We start from the raw sequence: 17,299 nt of genomic DNA, 5'->3' as shown, positions 1-17,299 counted from the left end.
GGCCGCTTAGCGGCCCCAAAATCTCAAACTGCCAACCGCGACGTCGAACCGATCACACTCTCCAGCACGCGAAAATCAATCCACTCCCGCACATCGAAGCGCCGGGGTATGAACCCCCACCTGAACAGAAACTCGGTAAAGTCCTGCAACGCCCCGATCGAGCGGCTGTCCAGCGTTGTGCGCAAGCGCCGATGCGCATCGTCGCCATAGGCCGCCGCCACCCAGTACTCGCTGGTGTTCAGCTCACGCGCCAGAAAGCGCCGGGTCTCCTCCGGGTTGGCCCAGGCCCATTGCTCGGTGCGCAGCACCGTGTCGACCAGCGTGCGGCTGGCATCGAAGTGGTTCTCCAGCAAGTGCCGGTCCACGGTCAGCGTTCGCGGGGTGCCGTTGTTGCTGCGGATCAGCGGGTCGGGGTGGCTGCCGGTATCCACTACCACGCGCAGCCCAAACTCATGGGCCAGGTGCACGGCATGCGCGCCCTTGAGGAAGATGGCGTCGATATCGCCCCGTAGCAGGCCGATCAGCTCGTTGTTGCGGCGGCTGAAGCGGCTGGTGTCAAGGCTCACTTCGGCGCCATACAGGTGCTGCTTGGCGTCGTCGCTGTAGGTGCCACCGTAGGGGTAGTCGACCAATTCGACATCGGCAACGGCCAGGCCTTCGAGCTTCAGGGCGTTTTCCAGCCCGCGCAGGGCCTGGGCACGGGTGAAATCGATCTGCACGTTGGCCCACTTGGGTATGCCGAAGCGACGGTTTTTCAGGTCGCGGATGCTGCGTACGCCGCTTTCTTCGGTGGTGAGGATCAGCTGCACCTCATCACTCCACGACAGCCCCAGCACGCGGGTATCGACGCCGCTGGCATAGGCCCAGATCGCCGGGATGTTGCCGCCGTGGCGCACCGAGTTCTGCAGGTGGTGGTCGTAATGGGCCTCGCGCACCTCGCGTTCGCTGGATTCGCGCAGCGACTGGATGTTGGTGCCGAACGGCGCAAAGGCCTCAGCCAGGCGCCCCGACTGCACGGCAATGCCGAGGCCGGTGGGCACCGGGCTGTGGGTGTACCAGAGGGTTTCCAGGGGCTTGGTCATGGGGTAACGGGTTTCCTTTCCATGGAGGTGGGGGCCAGCAGCTGGTCCAGTGGTTGCTGGGCGATCCAGTCGCGCACCTCGAAGCGCGCCGGGATGAAGCGCCAGCGTTCGAGGAACTCGACAAAGTCCTGCAAGGCGGTAATGGCCTGATCGTCCAGGCGGGTGCTCAGGCGCAGGTGGGCGTCAATGCCGTAGGCCACTTGCACCCAGTACTCGCTGCTGTTGGTTTCCCGCGCCAGGTAGCGGCGGGTTTCATCCGGGTGCTGATGGGCCCAGCGCTCGGCGCGCAGCACCGAGCCAAGAAGCGTGTGCACCACCTGCGGGTGCTGCGCCAGCAGGTGGCTGTCCACCGCCAGGGTGCGCGGTGTGCCATTGTTGCTGCGGATCAGCGGGTCGGGGTGGCTGCCGGTGTCGATCACCGTGCGCAGGGCAAAGGCGTGGGCCAGTTGCACGGCGCTGGCACCTTTGAGGAAGATCGCGTCCACCTCGCCGCGCAGCAGGCCGGCCAGCTCCAGGTTACGGCCTTCGCTCTGGGTGCTGGATACCGGAGTGCCGGCCACGTTGCGCACTGGGCGGTCGCTGAAGGTGCCGTCGTAGCGGTAGTTGACCAACGCTACGTCGCCCACTTGCAGCCCTTCGAGTTTCAAGGCGTTTTCCAGGCCGCGCAGGGCCTGGGCACGGGTGAAGTCGATTTGCGCCGCAGCCCAGTCGGGCAGGCCGAAGCGCCTGCCCTTGAGGTCTTTGACGGTGTGGATGCCGCTGTGTGGTCGGGTCAGGATCAACTGCGCCTCATCGGCCCACGACAGGCCGATCACGCGGGTATCGCGGCCCTGGGCGCGGGCCCAGATGGCCGGGATGCTGCCGCCATGACGTACCGAGTTCAGCAGGCTGTGGTCAAAGTGCGATTCACGCACGGCCTGCTGCTCGGCTTCGCGTAGCGACTGCACCTGGGTGCCAAGGCTGGCCAGGTCCTCCTGCAGCCAGCCTTGCTGCACGGCAATGCCAAGGCCCGTGGGCACCGGACAACGGGTGTACCACAAGGTATCGAGGGGTTGGCTCATGTTCGGGCTCCGGTCGGGGTCAGGCGCTGGCCTGCAAAAGGGTAGGGGTGGCCTGTTGCACCAGCGGCAGCACTTCCTGGCCGATGCGCAGGGCTTCTTCCAGGTGCGGGTTGGCGGCGAGGATGAAGGTGCTGAAACCGGCATCGCGGTATTCGGCCAGGCGCTCGGCGATGTTCTGGTGGCTGCCCACCAGGCCCACGGTTGGGCCAGGCTTGGCCTTGGCGAAGCCGGCCCACAGGTTGCGTGCCAGGATTAGTTCGTCGAAACCCTGCAAGCCCTGGTGATACGCGGCCTGGCGCGCGCCGCCGACCGAGTCGGAGCCGGTGATGAAGTTTTTCGCCGTGCTGCTGGCCTTGCCTTCCAGGCGCTCGAACTGCTGGCGCAGCTCGCGCCAGGCCTGCTCTTCGGTTTCGCGGGCGAACAGGTCGACGCGCAGGCCGAAGCGCACCGTGCGACCCTGTTTGTCGGCCAGCTCGCGTACCCGTTCGATATGCGGCTTGAGCTTGTCGATCGGTTCAGCCCAGTTCAGGTACACGTCGGCATGGCGCGCGGCCACGTTCAACGCGGCATCGGAAAAGCCGGAGAAGTACACGCCTGGTTTGCGTTCGTGTTGCAGGCCTGGCGGCAGGCTGCCGTTTTCCAGGCGGTAGATGTCGCCATCGTAGGAGAACGAGTCTTGCGTCCACAGGCCTTGGATCACGTCGAGAAATTCGCCCGTGCGCTTGTAGCGCAGGTCGTGTTCGAGGAAGTCGCCATTGGCGCGTTGGCTGGCCGGGTTGCCGCCGGTGATGATGTTCCAGTCCAGCCGCCCTCCGCTGAGGTTTTGCAGAATGGCCGCCTGCTGGGCGGCATAGGCGGGCAGGGTCCAGGTGGCCTGAAAGGCGATCAAAAAGCGGATACGGCGGGTTTCGCGGGCCAGCGCGGCGGCGGCAATCCACGGCTCCGGGCCGGTGGGCAGCAGCGCCCCCTCGAAGCCGGCCAGCTCGGCGGCCTTGGCCACCTGGGCGATGTAGTCGATGTAGGTAAAGCAGTCGGCCTGGCCATCGGGCAGGCGACCGGGGGCGATGTTGCCGGGGCGGTGTACAGGGTTGCCACGGTTGTGGCGGTCGGTGGACAGCTGCGGGCCGTCGGTGCCCAAGGGCAGGCGCCAGAAGAATTCGGTGGTCATGGGGGCTCCTGAAGGGGGAGAGTGTGCGGATGGAGAGGGTGGTGCAACGGCTGTGCCATGCGTGGCGCATGGCCTGTGGGGCGGGGGATTGAGGCGCTAGCGGGGAGAGGGGTGCTGCTGTGGCAGCAGTGCGCCAGCAATGGATGCTGGGGTAGCAGCACGAGTGCAAATCAACCTGTAGGAGCGGCCTTGTGTCGCGATTGGGCGCGCAGCGGCCCCAGATCTCCAGCTTTGCCGCGAAGATTGCCGGGGCCGCTTTGCGGCCCATCGCGACACAAGGCCGCTCCTACAGGGATAGCGTTAATGCGCAGCTTCGGTTGCAACCTCCCCGGCGCTGCGCAGATAGGCTTCGTACAGCGCTGCATAAGCACCGCTACGCCCGATCAGATCGGCATGCGCCCCTTGCTCCACCACCCGCCCATGCTTCACCACGGCAATCCGGTCGGCATCGCGGATGGTCGCCAGGCGATGGGCGATGATGATTGCGGTACGCCCTTGGCACAGTCGACGCAGGGCGCGCTGGATACGCCGCTCGGTGTGCACGTCCACCGCCGAGGTGGCTTCGTCGAGCACCAGCACCGCCGGGTCGGCCAAGTACGCCCGCACCAGGCACACCAACTGCCGCTGGCCATGGCTCAGGTGCGCGCCCAGTGGGCCGACTTCGGTGTGGTAGCGCTGCGGCAGGCGTTCCAGCACTTCGTCGGCACCCAGCTCGCGGGCGGCGGCCACCAACTGCGCGTCGTCGGCGTCGGGCGCGGCCAGGCGCAGGTTGTCGAGGATGCTGCCACTGAACAGCACGTTGTCCTGCAACACCACGCCCACGTTGCGCCGCAGATCGTGCTGGGCCAGTGCGCGCAGGTCGATGCCATCGAGCCTGATGGCGCCTTGCTGCACTTCGTAGAAGCGTGTCAGCAGCTGCACCAGCGTGCTCTTGCCATGCCCGGAGGGGCCGACGATGGCCAGCACCTCACCGGCGCGGATATGCAGGTCGAGCCCATCGATCACAGGCCGGGGGCTGTTGGGTGCGTAAGCAAAACCGACGCTGTCGAAGTCCACCTGGCCGCGCGCACGGGCCAGCGCCTGCTGTACCGGAGGGTCGAGCACCTGCGGGCGGGTGTCGAGCAGCAGGAAGATGCGCTGGGCCGAGGCACTGCCGGTGGCATAGCGCTCGAACAGGTCCGACAGCTCCTGCAATGGCCCAAGGAACAGGAACACGTAGAACAGGCTTTCGGCCACCTGGCCCACACTCACCTTGCCCTCGGCCAGGCCATGGGCGCCGACCAGCAGCAGTACCGCCATGCCGGTGGTGCTCAGCAATGCGGTGAACGGGGCGAACCAGCCGGCGCGCAGGCTGCCGCGAATCAGCGCTTGGTTGAAGTCCTCCAGCAGGCGCCGGTAACGCGCCTGGTTGCGCTGCTCTTGCCCGCACTGCTGGATCAGCCGCACCCCGCTGACGCTTTCTACCAGGTGCGCGGTGAAGCGGCTGCGTTGTTCGGCCACCTTGGCCCAGTTGCGTTGCGACACGCGCTTGAAACGCCAGGTGGCCACGGCCAGCAGCGGCACTGTGGCGGCCAGGCTGTAGAAGAAACTGGGCTCGATGCGCCACAGCATCACCGCCGCCAGGCCGCAGCGCAGCAAGGCACCCAGCAGCTCCGGCGGACCTTGCACCAGCAGCGGCTCCAGCGCATCCACGTCACGGTCGGCGCGGGAAATGATGCGCCCGGCGCGGGTCTGGTCGAAATAGCTCACCGACAGCGCCTGCACATGGGCAAACACCTTCACCCGCAGCGCGTTCAGCACGCCGATGGCAGCGCGTCCGGCAACGAACTGCGACACCCCGGCCAGCAGAAAACGCCCCAGCCAGCTCGCCGCCAGCCCCAGGCCCAACCACAGCACCAGGCGCTCATCCAGCAGCCAGTGGTCGGCGCTGGGCACCAGGCCATTGTCCAGCAGTTCGCGCACGAACCACGGGCGCAGGAACACGGTGAACACCAGCAGCAGTTCGATGCCGATCACTGCCAGGATCTGCCCGCGAACAGGCCGTAGCAGCGGCAGCAGGCGGTGGAACATGCCACGGTCCAGCGCCTGCCGGGCCAGGCGTTGCTCGGTGTCGATATCGCTGGCAGGGGTGTGCTGCACATCAGTCATGGTCGATCCCCAGCAGGTCGCGGTAATGGGCGTTGTGCGTGCTCAGTTCGGCATGGCTACCGGAGGCACCGATGCGGCCGTTTTCCAGCATCAGCACGCGGTCGGCCAGCAGCAGGGTGGACAGGCGGCTGGTGATCAGCAGCAAGGTCGGGCCTTGGCCACTTGTGCTGTGCAGGCGGCGGATGTTGTGCAGTACCTGGCGTTCGCCCAGTGCATCCAAGGCGCTGGTGGCGTCGTCCAGGCAGAGGATATCGGGTGCCCCAAGCAGCGCGCGGGCCAGGCACAGGCGTTGGCGCTGGCCGCCGGACAGGGTCACGCCACGGTCGCCCAGCGGGGTGTCCAGGCCGTGTGGCAGGCGCTCCAGCACATCCTCGGCGGCGGCCAGGCGCAAGGCTTCACGCAACTGCGCGTCGCTGGCCTGCGGTGCGGCCATGCGCAAGTTGGCGGCCAGGCTGTCAGAGAACAGAAAGCTCTCCTGCGGCAGTACCTGCACGCGGCGGCGCAGGTCGGCCAGGTCGAGGTCGCGCAGGTCATGCCAACCGGTACTGTCACTACCGACCTGCACGCTACCGCTTTGCACATCGGCCAGGCGTGGCAGCAGGCTGGCCAGCAGGCTTTTGCCGGTGCCGGTGGCGCCGACCAGCGCCACCACTTCGCCGGGTCGCAGGGTCAGCGAGCAGTCGTGCAGGATGTGCCGGCCCGCTTCTGCAGCACTGACGTGTACCTGGTTGAGCTTCAGCCCCAACGGCCCGGCGGGCAGGGCGGCATGGCCGCCAATGATGGCCGGGCGCTCGTCCAGCAACTGCCAGATGCGTTCGGCGCTGGCGCGGGCATCGGCAAACGTCTGCATCACCCGGCCAATGCCTTCGATACGGAACACCAGCGTGGTCGCCACCAGCAGCGAGGTGACCAGCTCGCCGATGCCCAGCGCGCCGGCTGCCACGCGCTGGGCACCATAGACCAGGATCCACACATGCCCCAGCGCCACCACCGCCTGCGGCAGCGGAATGCGCGAGCTGGCGTAGGCGAGGGCGGTGCGAGCATGGCCGGTGAACACCTCGACCTGGCTGGCAAAACGGGCGATGCGCTGCTTTTCCAGGCCGAAGGCCTTGATTACCCGCACCCCACCAATGCCTTCGGCCAGGTCCTGGCTGACTTGGTCGTAGGCGGCGCCCACGGCACGGTCGAGGGTGACCAGGCGGTCGGTCTGTACCACGAACAGCCACAGCCCGGCACCGGTCAGCAACAAGGGCACCAGGCCCAACAGCGGGTCGTACCAGCTCAACAGGCCAACGGCGGCGATCACCACCAGCGGCGTTTCGATGATCTGCCGCCAGAAGGTGATCAGCGCGTCGCGCACCTTGTCGGCATCGCGGGTGGTGCGGGTAACCAGTTCACCCATGCCGTGGCGCCAGTGGTAGCCCAGGTGCAGGTACTGCACCTGGCTGAGGATGCGCTCACGCAGGCGCGTGAGCAGGGCTTGGCTGAGTACCAGTGACAACACGGCGGCGGCGTATTGCAACAGGCCGCGCCCCAGGGCAATGGCCAGCAGCAGCCACAGCCAGTGCCAGGCTATGCTGGCGTCCAGGCTGCCATCGGCCAGGCGCTGTACGGCGCGGCCGCTGCTGACATCGTCGACCGCGTGGCCGATCAGCCACTGTTGCCAGGCCAAGCCGAGGTTGCCGGCAATGTACAAGGCTGTGACCAAGGCGAAGCGCCAAGGCATTTCGCGATAGATGGCCAAGGCCCGAAGAAGAGGGTGGTTCATGTAAATGCTCGATCAGAATGCGACGCCGCCCCTTGTAGGAGCGGCCTTGTGTCGCGATAGGGGCGCAAAGCGCCCCCCGCCCAAACCCCATTTCAGCGGCGTGTAGCGCCCTGGTTCTCCTTGGCATTGAGCACAGCCGTGTACTCCCCGGGATCCGCCCCGTTCAGGTAGTAGTTGCCGACGTTGTGCAGGCGCCAGCGGATCGGGTCGTGGGTGGTGTGCACCCGGGCATTGCGCCAGAAGCGGTCGAGGTTCCACTTGCTGAGCGAAGCGCTGGCCCCCAGCAGCGAGAACAGGTCGCTGGAAATTTTCAGCGACGCCGCATCGGAATGCGCACGGGCGGTAGCCACCGACAAGATCAGCTCATCCTGCAACGCCTTGTTCTGCGGATCGCGCTCGTGTTCGTCGAACACCCGCGCCGCTTCGCGCAGCACCGACTCGGCGCCGCGTAGCGCCACGGCATACTCGCCGACCTGGCGAATCACATGCGGCTCGTCACTGGCGCGCTCGACGCCGCTTTCCACCCAGGCGCGGGCATGTTCGCGCAGGTACTCGACCGCCGCCTGCAATGCGCCTGCGGCGATGCCGGTGTCGATGGCCGCGTGGAGGATCTGCGGGAAGGTCAGACCGGTGCGTTTCATCGGCCCGCTGCGGCGGGTCAGGTAGCGTTCGTCGAGCACGATATCGTCGAACTTCACCGTGCCGCTCACCGAGTTTTGCTGCCCGAAGGCCTGCCAGTCATCGACCAGGGTCAAGCCGGGGGTGTCGCGGTGCAGCAGCACACCGACGCCGCCGTCTTCGCTGGCGGCAGTCAGCGAGATCCACTCGGCCAGGTAGGAGCCGGTGGAGTAGAACTTGCTGCCGTTGAGTACCCACTGGCCGTCGGCGCGGCGCTCGACGCGGGTCTTGAGGGCGAACTTGTTCTTGCCGCCGATTTCGGCCAGGGCATTGCCGAAGCGCTTGCCAGCCAGCACGTCGGCAATCAGCCGGTCGCGTACTTCATCCGGGTAGCCGGTGAAGATGCCGCGCAGCATCACGTTGTGAATCTGCAGCAGTTGGCCGACGCCGCCGTCGGCGGTGGAAACCAGGCGCACGGTTTCGACCACGGTCTGCACCGAGGCACCCAGGCCGCCGAATTCGGCCGGCACGGCGATGGCGGTCAGGCCGCTGCTGGATAACAGCTCGGCTTGGCGGTGGGGGAGCTGGCCGTTGTTGCGCGGGTCGGCGGCCAGCTCGGCGATTTGTGCAGCAACCTGGCGGGCGGCTTCGATGGCTTGAGCTTCGCTGGTGAGGCGGCGGGCGGGGGAGGGTTCTATGGCGCTCATGAAGAGGTCTCGGGTAGGTCTGAAGGGGCCAGTGCGCCTTGGCGCGGTCCCAAGCCCTTGAGCAATATCTTTGCCACCCCCTCTTCAAGCCCCATCCTGCGCGGTCTCTACAACTTTTTGCTGCCCCAGCAGCAGCCGCCTTGCTGATCTGGCAGCACCCCACCCGCAATCTTGCTCCCAATCCAGCACCATGCGCCCTGTCACAACAGCCAACCCCACGTAAATCAAGGCTTCTAGCGGTTGGCACGCACACTGCAATGGTGCTTGCACGACGCCCAAGGAGCCTCCCCATGACCCTCGCAACCCCCACCGCAAAACGCCTGGCGGACGACCCGTCCGCCCTGGAGCGCATCTGGTTCACCCGCTGCCCCGTGCCTACCGCCTCTGGCATCGCCTACAAGCTCGGCTGGCTGGAACAAGAGTTCGCCCCCGACGGCCTGCCGGTCTCGACCTTGCAGGAGGCCCGCCAGCTGGGCCATCACCATTACGATCACCAGCTGCCTGGGCTGCTGCGCGAAGGCGGCAACGTACCGGCGTTGGCGGCGCGCGCTGCAGGCTCGCCCAGCCGGCTGATCGGCCTGACCTGGATCGAGGAATGGCAAACCATTCTGGTCCGCCCAGACTCCGGTATTCGCAGCGCCGCCGACCTGCGCGGCAAACGCCTGGCCCTGCCGGCCTGGGGCGACAGCCGCCCCGGCAGCATCGCTCGGGCCATGAGCCTGCACGGCTACAAAGGCGCCCTGGCTTCGGCTGGCCTGCACCTGGATGACGTGCAGTTGGTGGAAGTGGCTCTGCTTGACCAGGCCGACGCCGCCACCCCGCAGTTGGGCCTGCAACGGCTGTGGTCGGGGCTGGAGTACCTGGCGCGCGGTGACGTCGATGCGGTGTACGTGAAGGGCGCGGCAGCGGCTGATGCGGCACGCCGGTTGGGCCTGGTGGTCGGCGTCGACCTCGACCTGCTGCCCGACCCACGCCACCGCATCAACAACGGTACACCGCGCCCGATCACCGTGCACCAGCGCCTGCTCGACAACCATTTTGACCTGGTGGTGCGCTTCCTTGCTCAGACCTTGCGTGCTGCCGAATGGGCAGCCGGCAACCGTGCCGCGCTCAATCGCATCCTCGAAGAAGAAACCCGCGCTGGCAGCCAAGGCGTGGCTGACGCCTACCGTGGCGATTTCCACACCACCCTGGCGCCAGACCTGTCCGAGCAGCGCCTGGCCTTCCTTGGCACACAAAAAGATTTCCTCTACCTGCACGGCTTCCTCGAAGCCGACTTCGCCATCGCCGACTGGGTCGACCCGCGGCCCCTGCAAGCTGCCCATGAACTGCTGGCCCAGCGCCGCGCCTGACCTGACCGGAGATTGAACATGACCGTACTGATCAACGAACGCCCCATCACTGCCGAACTGCAAACCTTCATCGACCAGGTGGTGGCCGAAGCGCAAGCGGCCTTCAGCGTCTTTCGCGAAACCAACACCATCACAGCCAATGGCACGGTCGGCTTTATCGAGCGGGTGCCCGGTGAAGAACTGCTGGTAGCGGTCAACTACGGCGGCCCGTGGAACCACCACAAGCCACTGCAGGCCACGGTGACCGACTTTTCCGGCAACGTCATCGTCGGCAAGGGCAAAGGTGGCCTGGGCCGTTACACCAAGCTGTTCCAGACCCACGCCGACATCACCACCGTGTCACACGTGCACAGCCCGTACCTCGGCGCCTGGGCCCAGACCCACCGTACCTTGCCGTTCCACTATGTGCCGGTGCAGCGCTACCAACTGGCCCGCGAGCTGCCGGTGTACATCGACCGGCGCCAGGCCGAGGTGGACTTCATTCTCGACAAGATCGTCGAGAACCCGTTCAACCTGGCGATCCTGGAAGCCAACGGCGGCGCCACGGTGTGGGGCAAGCAGGGGTTGCGGGCCACGGCGGAGTTCATCCTGTTGCTGGAGGAGGGCGCGCAGATTCAGCTGTTGGCGGACGCCTTGGGTGGGTCGCGGCCTTATGGGCCGGGGGTGCTGACCCAGCAGTGGAAGATGAGCGGGTTGTATGAGCGCGCTACCGAGCTGGGCTTGGTGCCTGGCATCGATCGACGTAGCTGAGCAGATCGCTGGGGGCGCTGCGCGCCCCTGTCGCGACACAAGGCCGCTCTTACCTGAAACAAGGACTCACCCCATGGCAGTAAAGATCCTCTGGTACCTCACCACCCCCGACGGCCCCTATCCCTGGGAGCCCGAAGGCCGCTGGCACACCGATTTCGAGCACCTCAAGCAGTTGGCCATCGCCGCTGACCGCCTGGGCTACTATGGCTCGCTGCTCGGCTCCAGCCCCAACGAAAGCCTGGCTGTGTCGGCAGCGCTGATCGACGCCACCCAGCGCCTGCGCTTCCTGGTCGCCCAGCACCCCGGCGAGCTGTCGCCAGCAGTGTTGGCCAAATGGGCACTCACCTTCGACCAGTTTTCCAACGGCCGTCTGCTGTTCAACGTGGTCAACGGCAACGACGCTGGCCTGGCCACCTTGGGCGTGCATTATCCGCACGATGAGCGCTACGACTTCAGTCTGGAGTATTGGCGCGCCTTCCAACGTTTCTACGCCGGAGACACCGCGGGTTACGACGGCCGTTACGTCAAGCTTTCACCCCGTTCGCCAGCTGCCGCCCATCACCCGCTGGGCGGCTGGCACCCACCGAAGCAAACGCCTGGCATCCCGCTGTGGGGCGCTGGTACGTCGGCGCCGGGCGTGGCCCATTCGGTGCAACTGCTCGATGTCTACCTGAGCTTCGCCGACACCCCGCAAAAGCTCGGCGACAAGTTTCGCCGGGTGGCGGCCGAGGCGGCGAAGATCGGCCGTGAGCTGACCTACGGCACCCGCCTGCAGGTGATCGTGCGCGAGACCGAAGAAGAAGCCTGGGCCCACGCCGAGCGCCTGTTGCAGCGCACCTCGCTGGCCACCGCGCGTGCTGCCATCGAGCGCCAGCTGCCGCCGGGGCAAACCTTCGACAGCTACGTCAGCGACGACCCGCGCATTCAGCGCAACCTCGACAGCATCCGCGCCGGGCGCCTGCCCACGGCCCGCGAACTGGAGATCTACCCCAATGTCTGGCTAGGCCCCAGCCTGTTTGGCTTCAACATCCTCGGCCCGGCTGCCGGCACCTACCTGGTTGGCAGCGCCGAGCAGGTCGCCGAGCGCATTCGTGAGTACGAGGCCCAGGGCACGTCGGCATTCATCCTCTCGGGTTTCCCGCTGATCGATGAAGCGCACCGGGTGGCTGACCTGCTGTTCCCGCTGCTGGACCTGGACCATGGCTTCGAGGTGCCGCGCCTGGCTGCGGCCGGCAAGCCGCCCGTGGCACAACCGGCGTAAGGAGAGGGTGATGAGCGAGCTGTTTTCGCGCCGGGTGTTTCTCGGCAACAGCCTGGCCGTTGGCGGCAGCCTGCTGCTTGGCGGCGGGTTGCTCAGCGGCTGCGACAGCGGCGCCCCAGCAACCGCCAGCGCGGTGCCGACGGGCACGCCGGTGCGTGGCGGGCGACTGCGGGTGGGCATTATCGACGGTGACCAGGCCGGTAACCTCGATGCGCACAAACCGGTGGGTGGCGGCATCATCCGCGGCTGGGCGTTGTACGCCAAGTGCTGGGAATGGAATGCTGATGTCAGCACGCGCCTGGCACTGGCCGAGTTCGCCGAGCCGAACGCCGATGCCAGTGCCTGGACCATCCGGCTGAAGCCTGGGCTGGAATTTCACCACGGCAAAAGTATCACCGCCGATGACATGCTGTTCTCGATCCTGCGCCTGACCGACCCGCAACTGGCCTCGCCATTTGCCGGGCTGGTCGGCGCCATCGATCGGCAGGCTTTGCGCAAGCTGGACGCGCGCACCCTCGAAATTCGCTTCAAGCAGGGGCAAAGCTTCTACCCCCTGGACGAAACCTTGATCAGCTTCGGCGGCATCGTGCCCACTGACTACCACCCGGTGACCAACCCGGTCGGTGCCGGCCCGTACCGGCTGAAAAGCTTCATCCCCGGCCAGCGCTCGCTCTACACCCGCTTCGAAAACTACTACAAGCCCAACCGTCCCTATGCGGATGAGCTGGAAATCATCGAATTCAAGGACCAGGTCTCGCGGGCCGCAGCGCTGCGTGCCGGGCAGATCGACGTGGCCAGTGGTGTGCAGGCCGAGCACAGTGCGTTGCTCAAGGCCGACCCACGGCTGCGGCTGTATGCCTCGCCGACCACCTCGTTCACCGGCTTCAACCTGAACATGGCCAAGGCGCCGTTTCAGGATGTGCGGGTGCGCCAGGCGTTCCGCCTGCTGGCCGACCGCCAGGAGTTGGTGGCGCGTGGCCTGAATGGTTTTGGGCGGGTGGCCAATGACCTGTATTCGCCCCATGACCCCACCTTCAACCATGCCATCGCCCAGCGCCCCTACGACCTGGACCAGGCCCGTTCGCTGCTGCGTCAGGCCGGGCAGAGCGATTTGCGTGTCGAACTGACAACCACGCCGGGGGCCGGTGTCAACGCCGCGCTGGTGTTCGCTCAGCAGGCTTTGAAAGCCGGGGTGCAGGTGAAGGTCAATCAGGTGGATGGGTCCGTCTTCAATGGCCCGCAGCGTGAGCAATGGCAGCTGTCGCCGGGCTCGACTCCGGCGCGCGGCTTTCTCGCCTCGGCGTTGCACAACGATGCACCGCAGGCCATCTACAACCGCAGCAATTTCCACGACCCGCGCTTTACCAACCTGTTCCAGCAAGCCCTGGCCCAGCCTGACTTGGCATTGCGCAAGGCCTTGGTGCATGAAGCCCAAACCATCCAGCACGAACGTGGTGGGTTGCTGGTCTGGGGCTTTTCCGACGTGCTCGATGCCGCGTCGGCCAAGGTGGGCGGGCTCACCCCGGAACAGACCACCTTCGCCTCCTGGCGTTTTGACGAACTCTGGTTGAACCCCAATGCCTGATACACGACACACGCCCCGCACACCGGCATGGCTGGCCTGGTTCATCGGCCGACTGGGCTATGGCCTGCTCACCGCGTGGGTGATCACCCTGGTGGTGTTCGTCGCCACCCAGGCGCTGCCCTCGGACCCGGCGCGGGTGATTCTTGGCCCGGATGCGCCGCTGGACAGTATCCTCACCCTGCAACGCCAACTGGGCCTCGACCAGCCGATCCTGGTGCAATACCTGCGCTGGCTGGGCGCCGCATTGGGCGGCGATCTGGGCATTTCGCTGGACTCCCAGGTACCCGTGGCGCAGCTGCTGTTTGGCCGGTTGGGCCATACCCTGGCCTTGTTGGCCGGGGTGCTGGCGCTGGTGGTGCCGATGGCGCTGCTGCTGGGCGTGAGCCTGGCCCTGCGCCGCGATAGCCGGCTGGACCGCTGGGGGTTGTCGGCGTTGATTCTGCTCAAGGCCACGCCGGGCTTTTTGCTGGCCATCGGCCTGGTGCTGGTGTTTTCCATGCCGGGCATGGGCTGGCTGCCGGCGGTGTCGATCCTTGACCCGCAGTTGCCGTTGTGGCGGCAATGGCAATCGTTGGTGCTGCCGGTAGTGGCCCTGAGCTTGTCGGCACTGCCGTACCTGACGCGCATGGTGCGTGCCTCGATGATCGAGGCGCTGGAGTCCGAGTACGTGATCGCCGCCCGTCTGCGCGGCATCCCCGAGCGGCGCATCGTCTGGCGGCACACGTTGCCCAATGCCCTGACCCCGGCGATCCAGGGCGTGGCGCTGACCCTGCGCACGCTGGTCGGCGGCGCCCTGCTGGCAGAGGTGATCTTCAGTTACCCAGGTATAGGTACGGCGTTGAACGCAGCGATCCAGATGCGCGACCTGCCGATGATCCAGGGCGTGGTGCTGGTCATCACCCTGGCGGTGGTGCTGATCAACCTGCTGGCTGATCTGTTGACCGTATTGCTTACCCCCAAGCTGCGTACCGCGCGCCGGGTGCGGATGATCCGCCGTATCCGCCGCGGTATCCGCCCGTGGTGGCGACGCGCGCGCAGCACCCCTGCCCAGGAGGCGACCCATGACTGAATCCCGTTGGCTGGCCGACCCGCAGGTACGGCGTGGCGCCGTGATCACCTTGTTGGTGGCGCTGTTGGCCGCGTTCGGCCCCTGGCTGGCGCCGCATGCTCCCACGGCGATGGTGGGGCCGGTGTACGGCCCGCCGGCCGCCGGAGCGCCGCTGGGGCATGATTTTCTTGGCCATGACCTGTTATCGAGGCTGCTCAGTGGCGGGTTATCGGTACTGTGGATGTCGGTTGCCGCAGCCACCTTGGCATTGCTGGTCGGTGGCAGCCTGGGCTTGCTGGCCGGGTTCTCGCGCCGGCGCCTGGACCAGGCGATCAGTTGGGCGGCGGATGTGTCGCTGGCGTTTCCCGACCTGATCCTGGTGCTGCTGATCGTGTCCATGCTCGGCAGGGCGCCGTGGCTGATCGTGTTGACCGTAGCCATTGCCTTCACCCCAGGCGTCATCCGCCTGGCGCGCGGCAGCGCGGTGGCGGTAGCCGGGCAGGAGTTTGTCGAGGCTGCGCAGATGATGGGTTACCCGCGTTGGCGCATCCTCTTTCAGGAAATCCTGCCGAATATTCTTACGCCCCTGCTGGTGCACTTCGGCAACATGCTGACCTGGGCGGTGGGCATGCTGTCGGGCTTGAGTTTTCTGGGCTACGGGGTGGCACCGCCTGCTGCCGACTGGGGGCTGATGATCAATGAAAACCAGGCCGGCTTGCTGGTGCAGCCGTGGGCCGTGCTGGCTCCGGCGTTACTGATCGGCGTGTTTGCCTATGGCACCAATATCCTCGCCGAGGGCATTGGCCGGGTCAGCGCACGGGTCGGGGAGAAACAGTCATGAATGCGCCTTTGAAGGTCGACAGCGACGTGTTGCAAGTCAGCGAGCTGCGGGTGGAACTGGCTGGGCAGGTCGAGGTGTTGGCCGAGGTTTCCTTCAGCCTGGCGGCAGGGGAGATTGTCGGCCTGGTCGGCGAGTCCGGCTCAGGCAAGACCACCTTGGCCACGGCATTGTTGCAGCATGCCCGGCAGGGCGCGCGCATTGTTGGCGGGCAGGTGGTGGTGGCAGGGCAGTCGGTGCTGGCACTCGAAGGCGAAGCCTTGCGCCTGGCCCGTGGCGGGCTGGTCGGCTACGTGGCCCAGGACCCAGCCACGGCGCTGAACCCGGCGTTGCGCCTGGGGGCCTTGCTGCGTGAAACGCTGCTGGCGCACCAGCCCAAGCTGTCGCGCGACGCTGTGCGTCAGCGCATCGGCGAAACCCTGGTGGAGGTGGGCCTGCCCGATGACGACGCCTTCCTGCGGCGCTTCCCGCACCAACTGTCTGGCGGGCAGCAACAGCGGGTGATGCTGGCGCTGGCGTTCGTCCTGCGGCCCCGGTTGATCGTGCTCGACGAGCCTACTACCGCACTGGACGTCACCACCCAGGCCCATGTGTTGCAGACCCTCAAGCGCCTGTGCCGTGAACACGGTGTGGCGGCGCTTTACGTCACCCACGACCTGGCCGTGGTGCGTGAGCTGGTGGACCGGGTCATGGTGATGTACGCCGGGCGGCTGGTGGAGGTGGCCGGGCGCGAGGCGCTGTTCTGCAACCCTGCGCACCCTTACACCCGTGCCTTGCTCGCGGCTATCCCCGACGTTGCCCGGCGTCAGCCGCTGCAGGCGATTGCCGGGCATGCGCCGGCACCCGGGCAGCGCCCGCATGGCTGTGCGTTTGCGCCGCGCTGCGACCGGCATCGGGCCGAGTGTTCGGTGATCGAACCGTCGTTGCTGACGCTCGACGGCAAGCATCAGGTCGCCTGCCTGGTGCCGCACCAAGAACCGCTGCCCCTTGCGGGGGCGGCTGTCGAGGTTGAATCGGTGCCGAACGAAGCCGTGTTGCTAGAGGTTCGGGAGCTGGATGTCGCTTACGATCGCCAGGTGCTGTTCGATGTTTCATTGCGTGTGGGGCAAGGGGAGTGCCTGGCGCTGGTGGGCGAATCGGGTTCGGGCAAGACCAGCCTGGCCAGGGCCATTGCCGGGCTGGGCGAGAACGTTCAGGGGCAAATGCGTTACGCCGGCGAGCCTTTGGCGTTTGCCGCACGCGAGCGTGATGCCCGTTTGCGTCACCAGATTCAGTATGTGTTCCAGAACCCTTATCGGGCCTTGAACCCAAGGCAGACGGTCGGGCAAACGCTCAGCGCGCCGTTGGCGCACTTTTTCGGTGTGCGTGGTGGTGAGGCGCGGCGTCGGGTCGAGGCGGTGTTGGAACGGGTGTCGTTGCCGGCTCGGGTGGCGGATTTGTACCCGCATAGCTTGTCTGGTGGTGAACGGCAACGTGTGGCGATTGCCCGAGCGTTGATCTGCGAGCCAAGGCTGCTGGTTTGTGACGAGATTACCTCGGCGCTGGATGTGTCGGTGCAGGCGTCGATTCTGGCCTTGCTACAGCGTTTGCAGGGGGAGGGGCTGACCTTGTTGTTCGTCACCCATGACCTTGGGGTGGTGCGGGCGATTGCCGACCGGGTGCTGGTGTTGCGACAGGGGCGGGTGGTGGAGCAGGGGAGTGCCGAGCAGGTGCTTGGGAGGCCGGTTGATGCGTATACCCGGACGCTGGTGGAGCATTCGCCTCGGTTGCGTGTTGGCTTCTAGGTTCATGGCTTGGGGTGTTTGGTGCCTGTGAGATCGAGCGCCGCGCGGGCGGCGCTCGATCTCACAGGTGCTGCATACCCCAAGCCATGAACCCAGAAGCCAACACGCAACCCCAACCCATACACCCCA

At 66.4% G+C, this 17,299-nt stretch carries 13 protein-coding genes; 7 read left to right on the top strand and 6 right to left on the bottom strand.

Translation table 11 applies throughout. The annotated features are described in order from the left end of the window. Nucleotides 1–23 precede the first annotated feature (23 nt). The 6 genes from ACNQP3_RS17255 to ACNQP3_RS17230 all read right to left on the bottom strand — a co-directional run bounded on the left by ACNQP3_RS17255 (nucleotide 24) and on the right by ACNQP3_RS17230 (nucleotide 8,552). Nucleotides 24–1,082: an ABC transporter substrate-binding protein gene (locus tag ACNQP3_RS17255; protein ID WP_069942356.1), complete on the bottom strand. Its 1,059-nt coding sequence runs from the start codon at nucleotides 1,080–1,082 to the stop codon at nucleotides 24–26. After that, the gene (locus ACNQP3_RS17250; RefSeq protein WP_264316273.1) at nucleotides 1,079–2,143 is read right to left on the bottom strand and encodes an ABC transporter substrate-binding protein; all 1,065 of its coding nucleotides are present in this window, start codon (nucleotides 2,141–2,143) and stop codon (nucleotides 1,079–1,081) included. Before ACNQP3_RS17250 ends, ACNQP3_RS17255 begins: the two co-directional genes overlap by 4 nt. 19 nt (nucleotides 2,144–2,162) lie before the next feature. Further along, entirely contained in the window at nucleotides 2,163–3,311 is a 1,149-nt protein-coding gene (locus ACNQP3_RS17245; protein WP_060492923.1) for an LLM class flavin-dependent oxidoreductase, read from the bottom strand. Nucleotides 3,312–3,611: 300 nt separating this feature from the next. Beyond that, nucleotides 3,612–5,459: an ABC transporter ATP-binding protein gene (locus ACNQP3_RS17240; protein WP_264316272.1), complete on the bottom strand. Its 1,848-nt coding sequence runs from the start codon at nucleotides 5,457–5,459 to the stop codon at nucleotides 3,612–3,614. Then, nucleotides 5,452–7,227 carry an ABC transporter ATP-binding protein gene (locus ACNQP3_RS17235; RefSeq protein WP_264316271.1) on the bottom strand — a complete coding sequence of 592 codons (1,776 nt, stop codon included), beginning with the start codon at nucleotides 7,225–7,227 and terminating at the stop codon, nucleotides 5,452–5,454. Before ACNQP3_RS17235 ends, ACNQP3_RS17240 begins: the two co-directional genes overlap by 8 nt. Before the next feature lie 92 nt (nucleotides 7,228–7,319). Then, entirely contained in the window at nucleotides 7,320–8,552 is a 1,233-nt protein-coding gene (locus ACNQP3_RS17230) for an acyl-CoA dehydrogenase family protein (RefSeq protein ID WP_012272963.1), read from the bottom strand. 290 nt (nucleotides 8,553–8,842) lie between these two features. On the opposite strand from ACNQP3_RS17230, the gene ACNQP3_RS17225 reads away from it, so the two are divergent. From ACNQP3_RS17225 to ACNQP3_RS17195, 7 genes are all read left to right on the top strand, one after another. Continuing rightward, nucleotides 8,843–9,904: an ABC transporter substrate-binding protein gene (locus ACNQP3_RS17225; protein ID WP_012272962.1), complete on the top strand. Its 1,062-nt coding sequence runs from the start codon at nucleotides 8,843–8,845 to the stop codon at nucleotides 9,902–9,904. A gap of 18 nt (nucleotides 9,905–9,922) precedes the next feature. Further along, nucleotides 9,923–10,654, top strand: coding sequence for a class II aldolase/adducin family protein (locus ACNQP3_RS17220; RefSeq protein WP_060492921.1), 732 nt, complete (start codon nucleotides 9,923–9,925; stop codon nucleotides 10,652–10,654). 73 nt (nucleotides 10,655–10,727) lie between these two features. Next, on the top strand, nucleotides 10,728–11,915 hold the full coding sequence (locus ACNQP3_RS17215; RefSeq protein WP_264316270.1) for an LLM class flavin-dependent oxidoreductase: 1,188 nt from the start codon (nucleotides 10,728–10,730) through the stop codon (nucleotides 11,913–11,915). A gap of 10 nt (nucleotides 11,916–11,925) precedes the next feature. Further along, on the top strand, nucleotides 11,926–13,500 hold the full coding sequence (locus ACNQP3_RS17210; protein ID WP_264316269.1) for an ABC transporter substrate-binding protein: 1,575 nt from the start codon (nucleotides 11,926–11,928) through the stop codon (nucleotides 13,498–13,500). Beyond that, nucleotides 13,493–14,569: an ABC transporter permease gene (locus ACNQP3_RS17205; protein ID WP_012272958.1), complete on the top strand. Its 1,077-nt coding sequence runs from the start codon at nucleotides 13,493–13,495 to the stop codon at nucleotides 14,567–14,569. The genes ACNQP3_RS17210 and ACNQP3_RS17205 overlap by 8 nt, the downstream gene beginning before the upstream one ends. After that, complete coding sequence (locus ACNQP3_RS17200) at nucleotides 14,562–15,389, top strand: ABC transporter permease (RefSeq protein WP_012272957.1); 828 nt, start codon at nucleotides 14,562–14,564, stop codon at nucleotides 15,387–15,389. Before ACNQP3_RS17205 ends, ACNQP3_RS17200 begins: the two co-directional genes overlap by 8 nt. Continuing rightward, nucleotides 15,386–17,170 carry an ABC transporter ATP-binding protein gene (locus tag ACNQP3_RS17195; protein WP_179027916.1) on the top strand — a complete coding sequence of 595 codons (1,785 nt, stop codon included), beginning with the start codon at nucleotides 15,386–15,388 and terminating at the stop codon, nucleotides 17,168–17,170. The genes ACNQP3_RS17200 and ACNQP3_RS17195 overlap by 4 nt, the downstream gene beginning before the upstream one ends. The last annotated feature ends 129 nt before the right edge of the window (nucleotides 17,171–17,299 follow it).

Source organism: Pseudomonas sp. LFS074 (assembly GCF_047978165.1).
Classification (GTDB): Bacteria; Pseudomonadota; Gammaproteobacteria; order Pseudomonadales; family Pseudomonadaceae; genus Aquipseudomonas; species Aquipseudomonas putida_P.
This window is presented reverse-complemented; position numbering and strand designations above follow the sequence as displayed.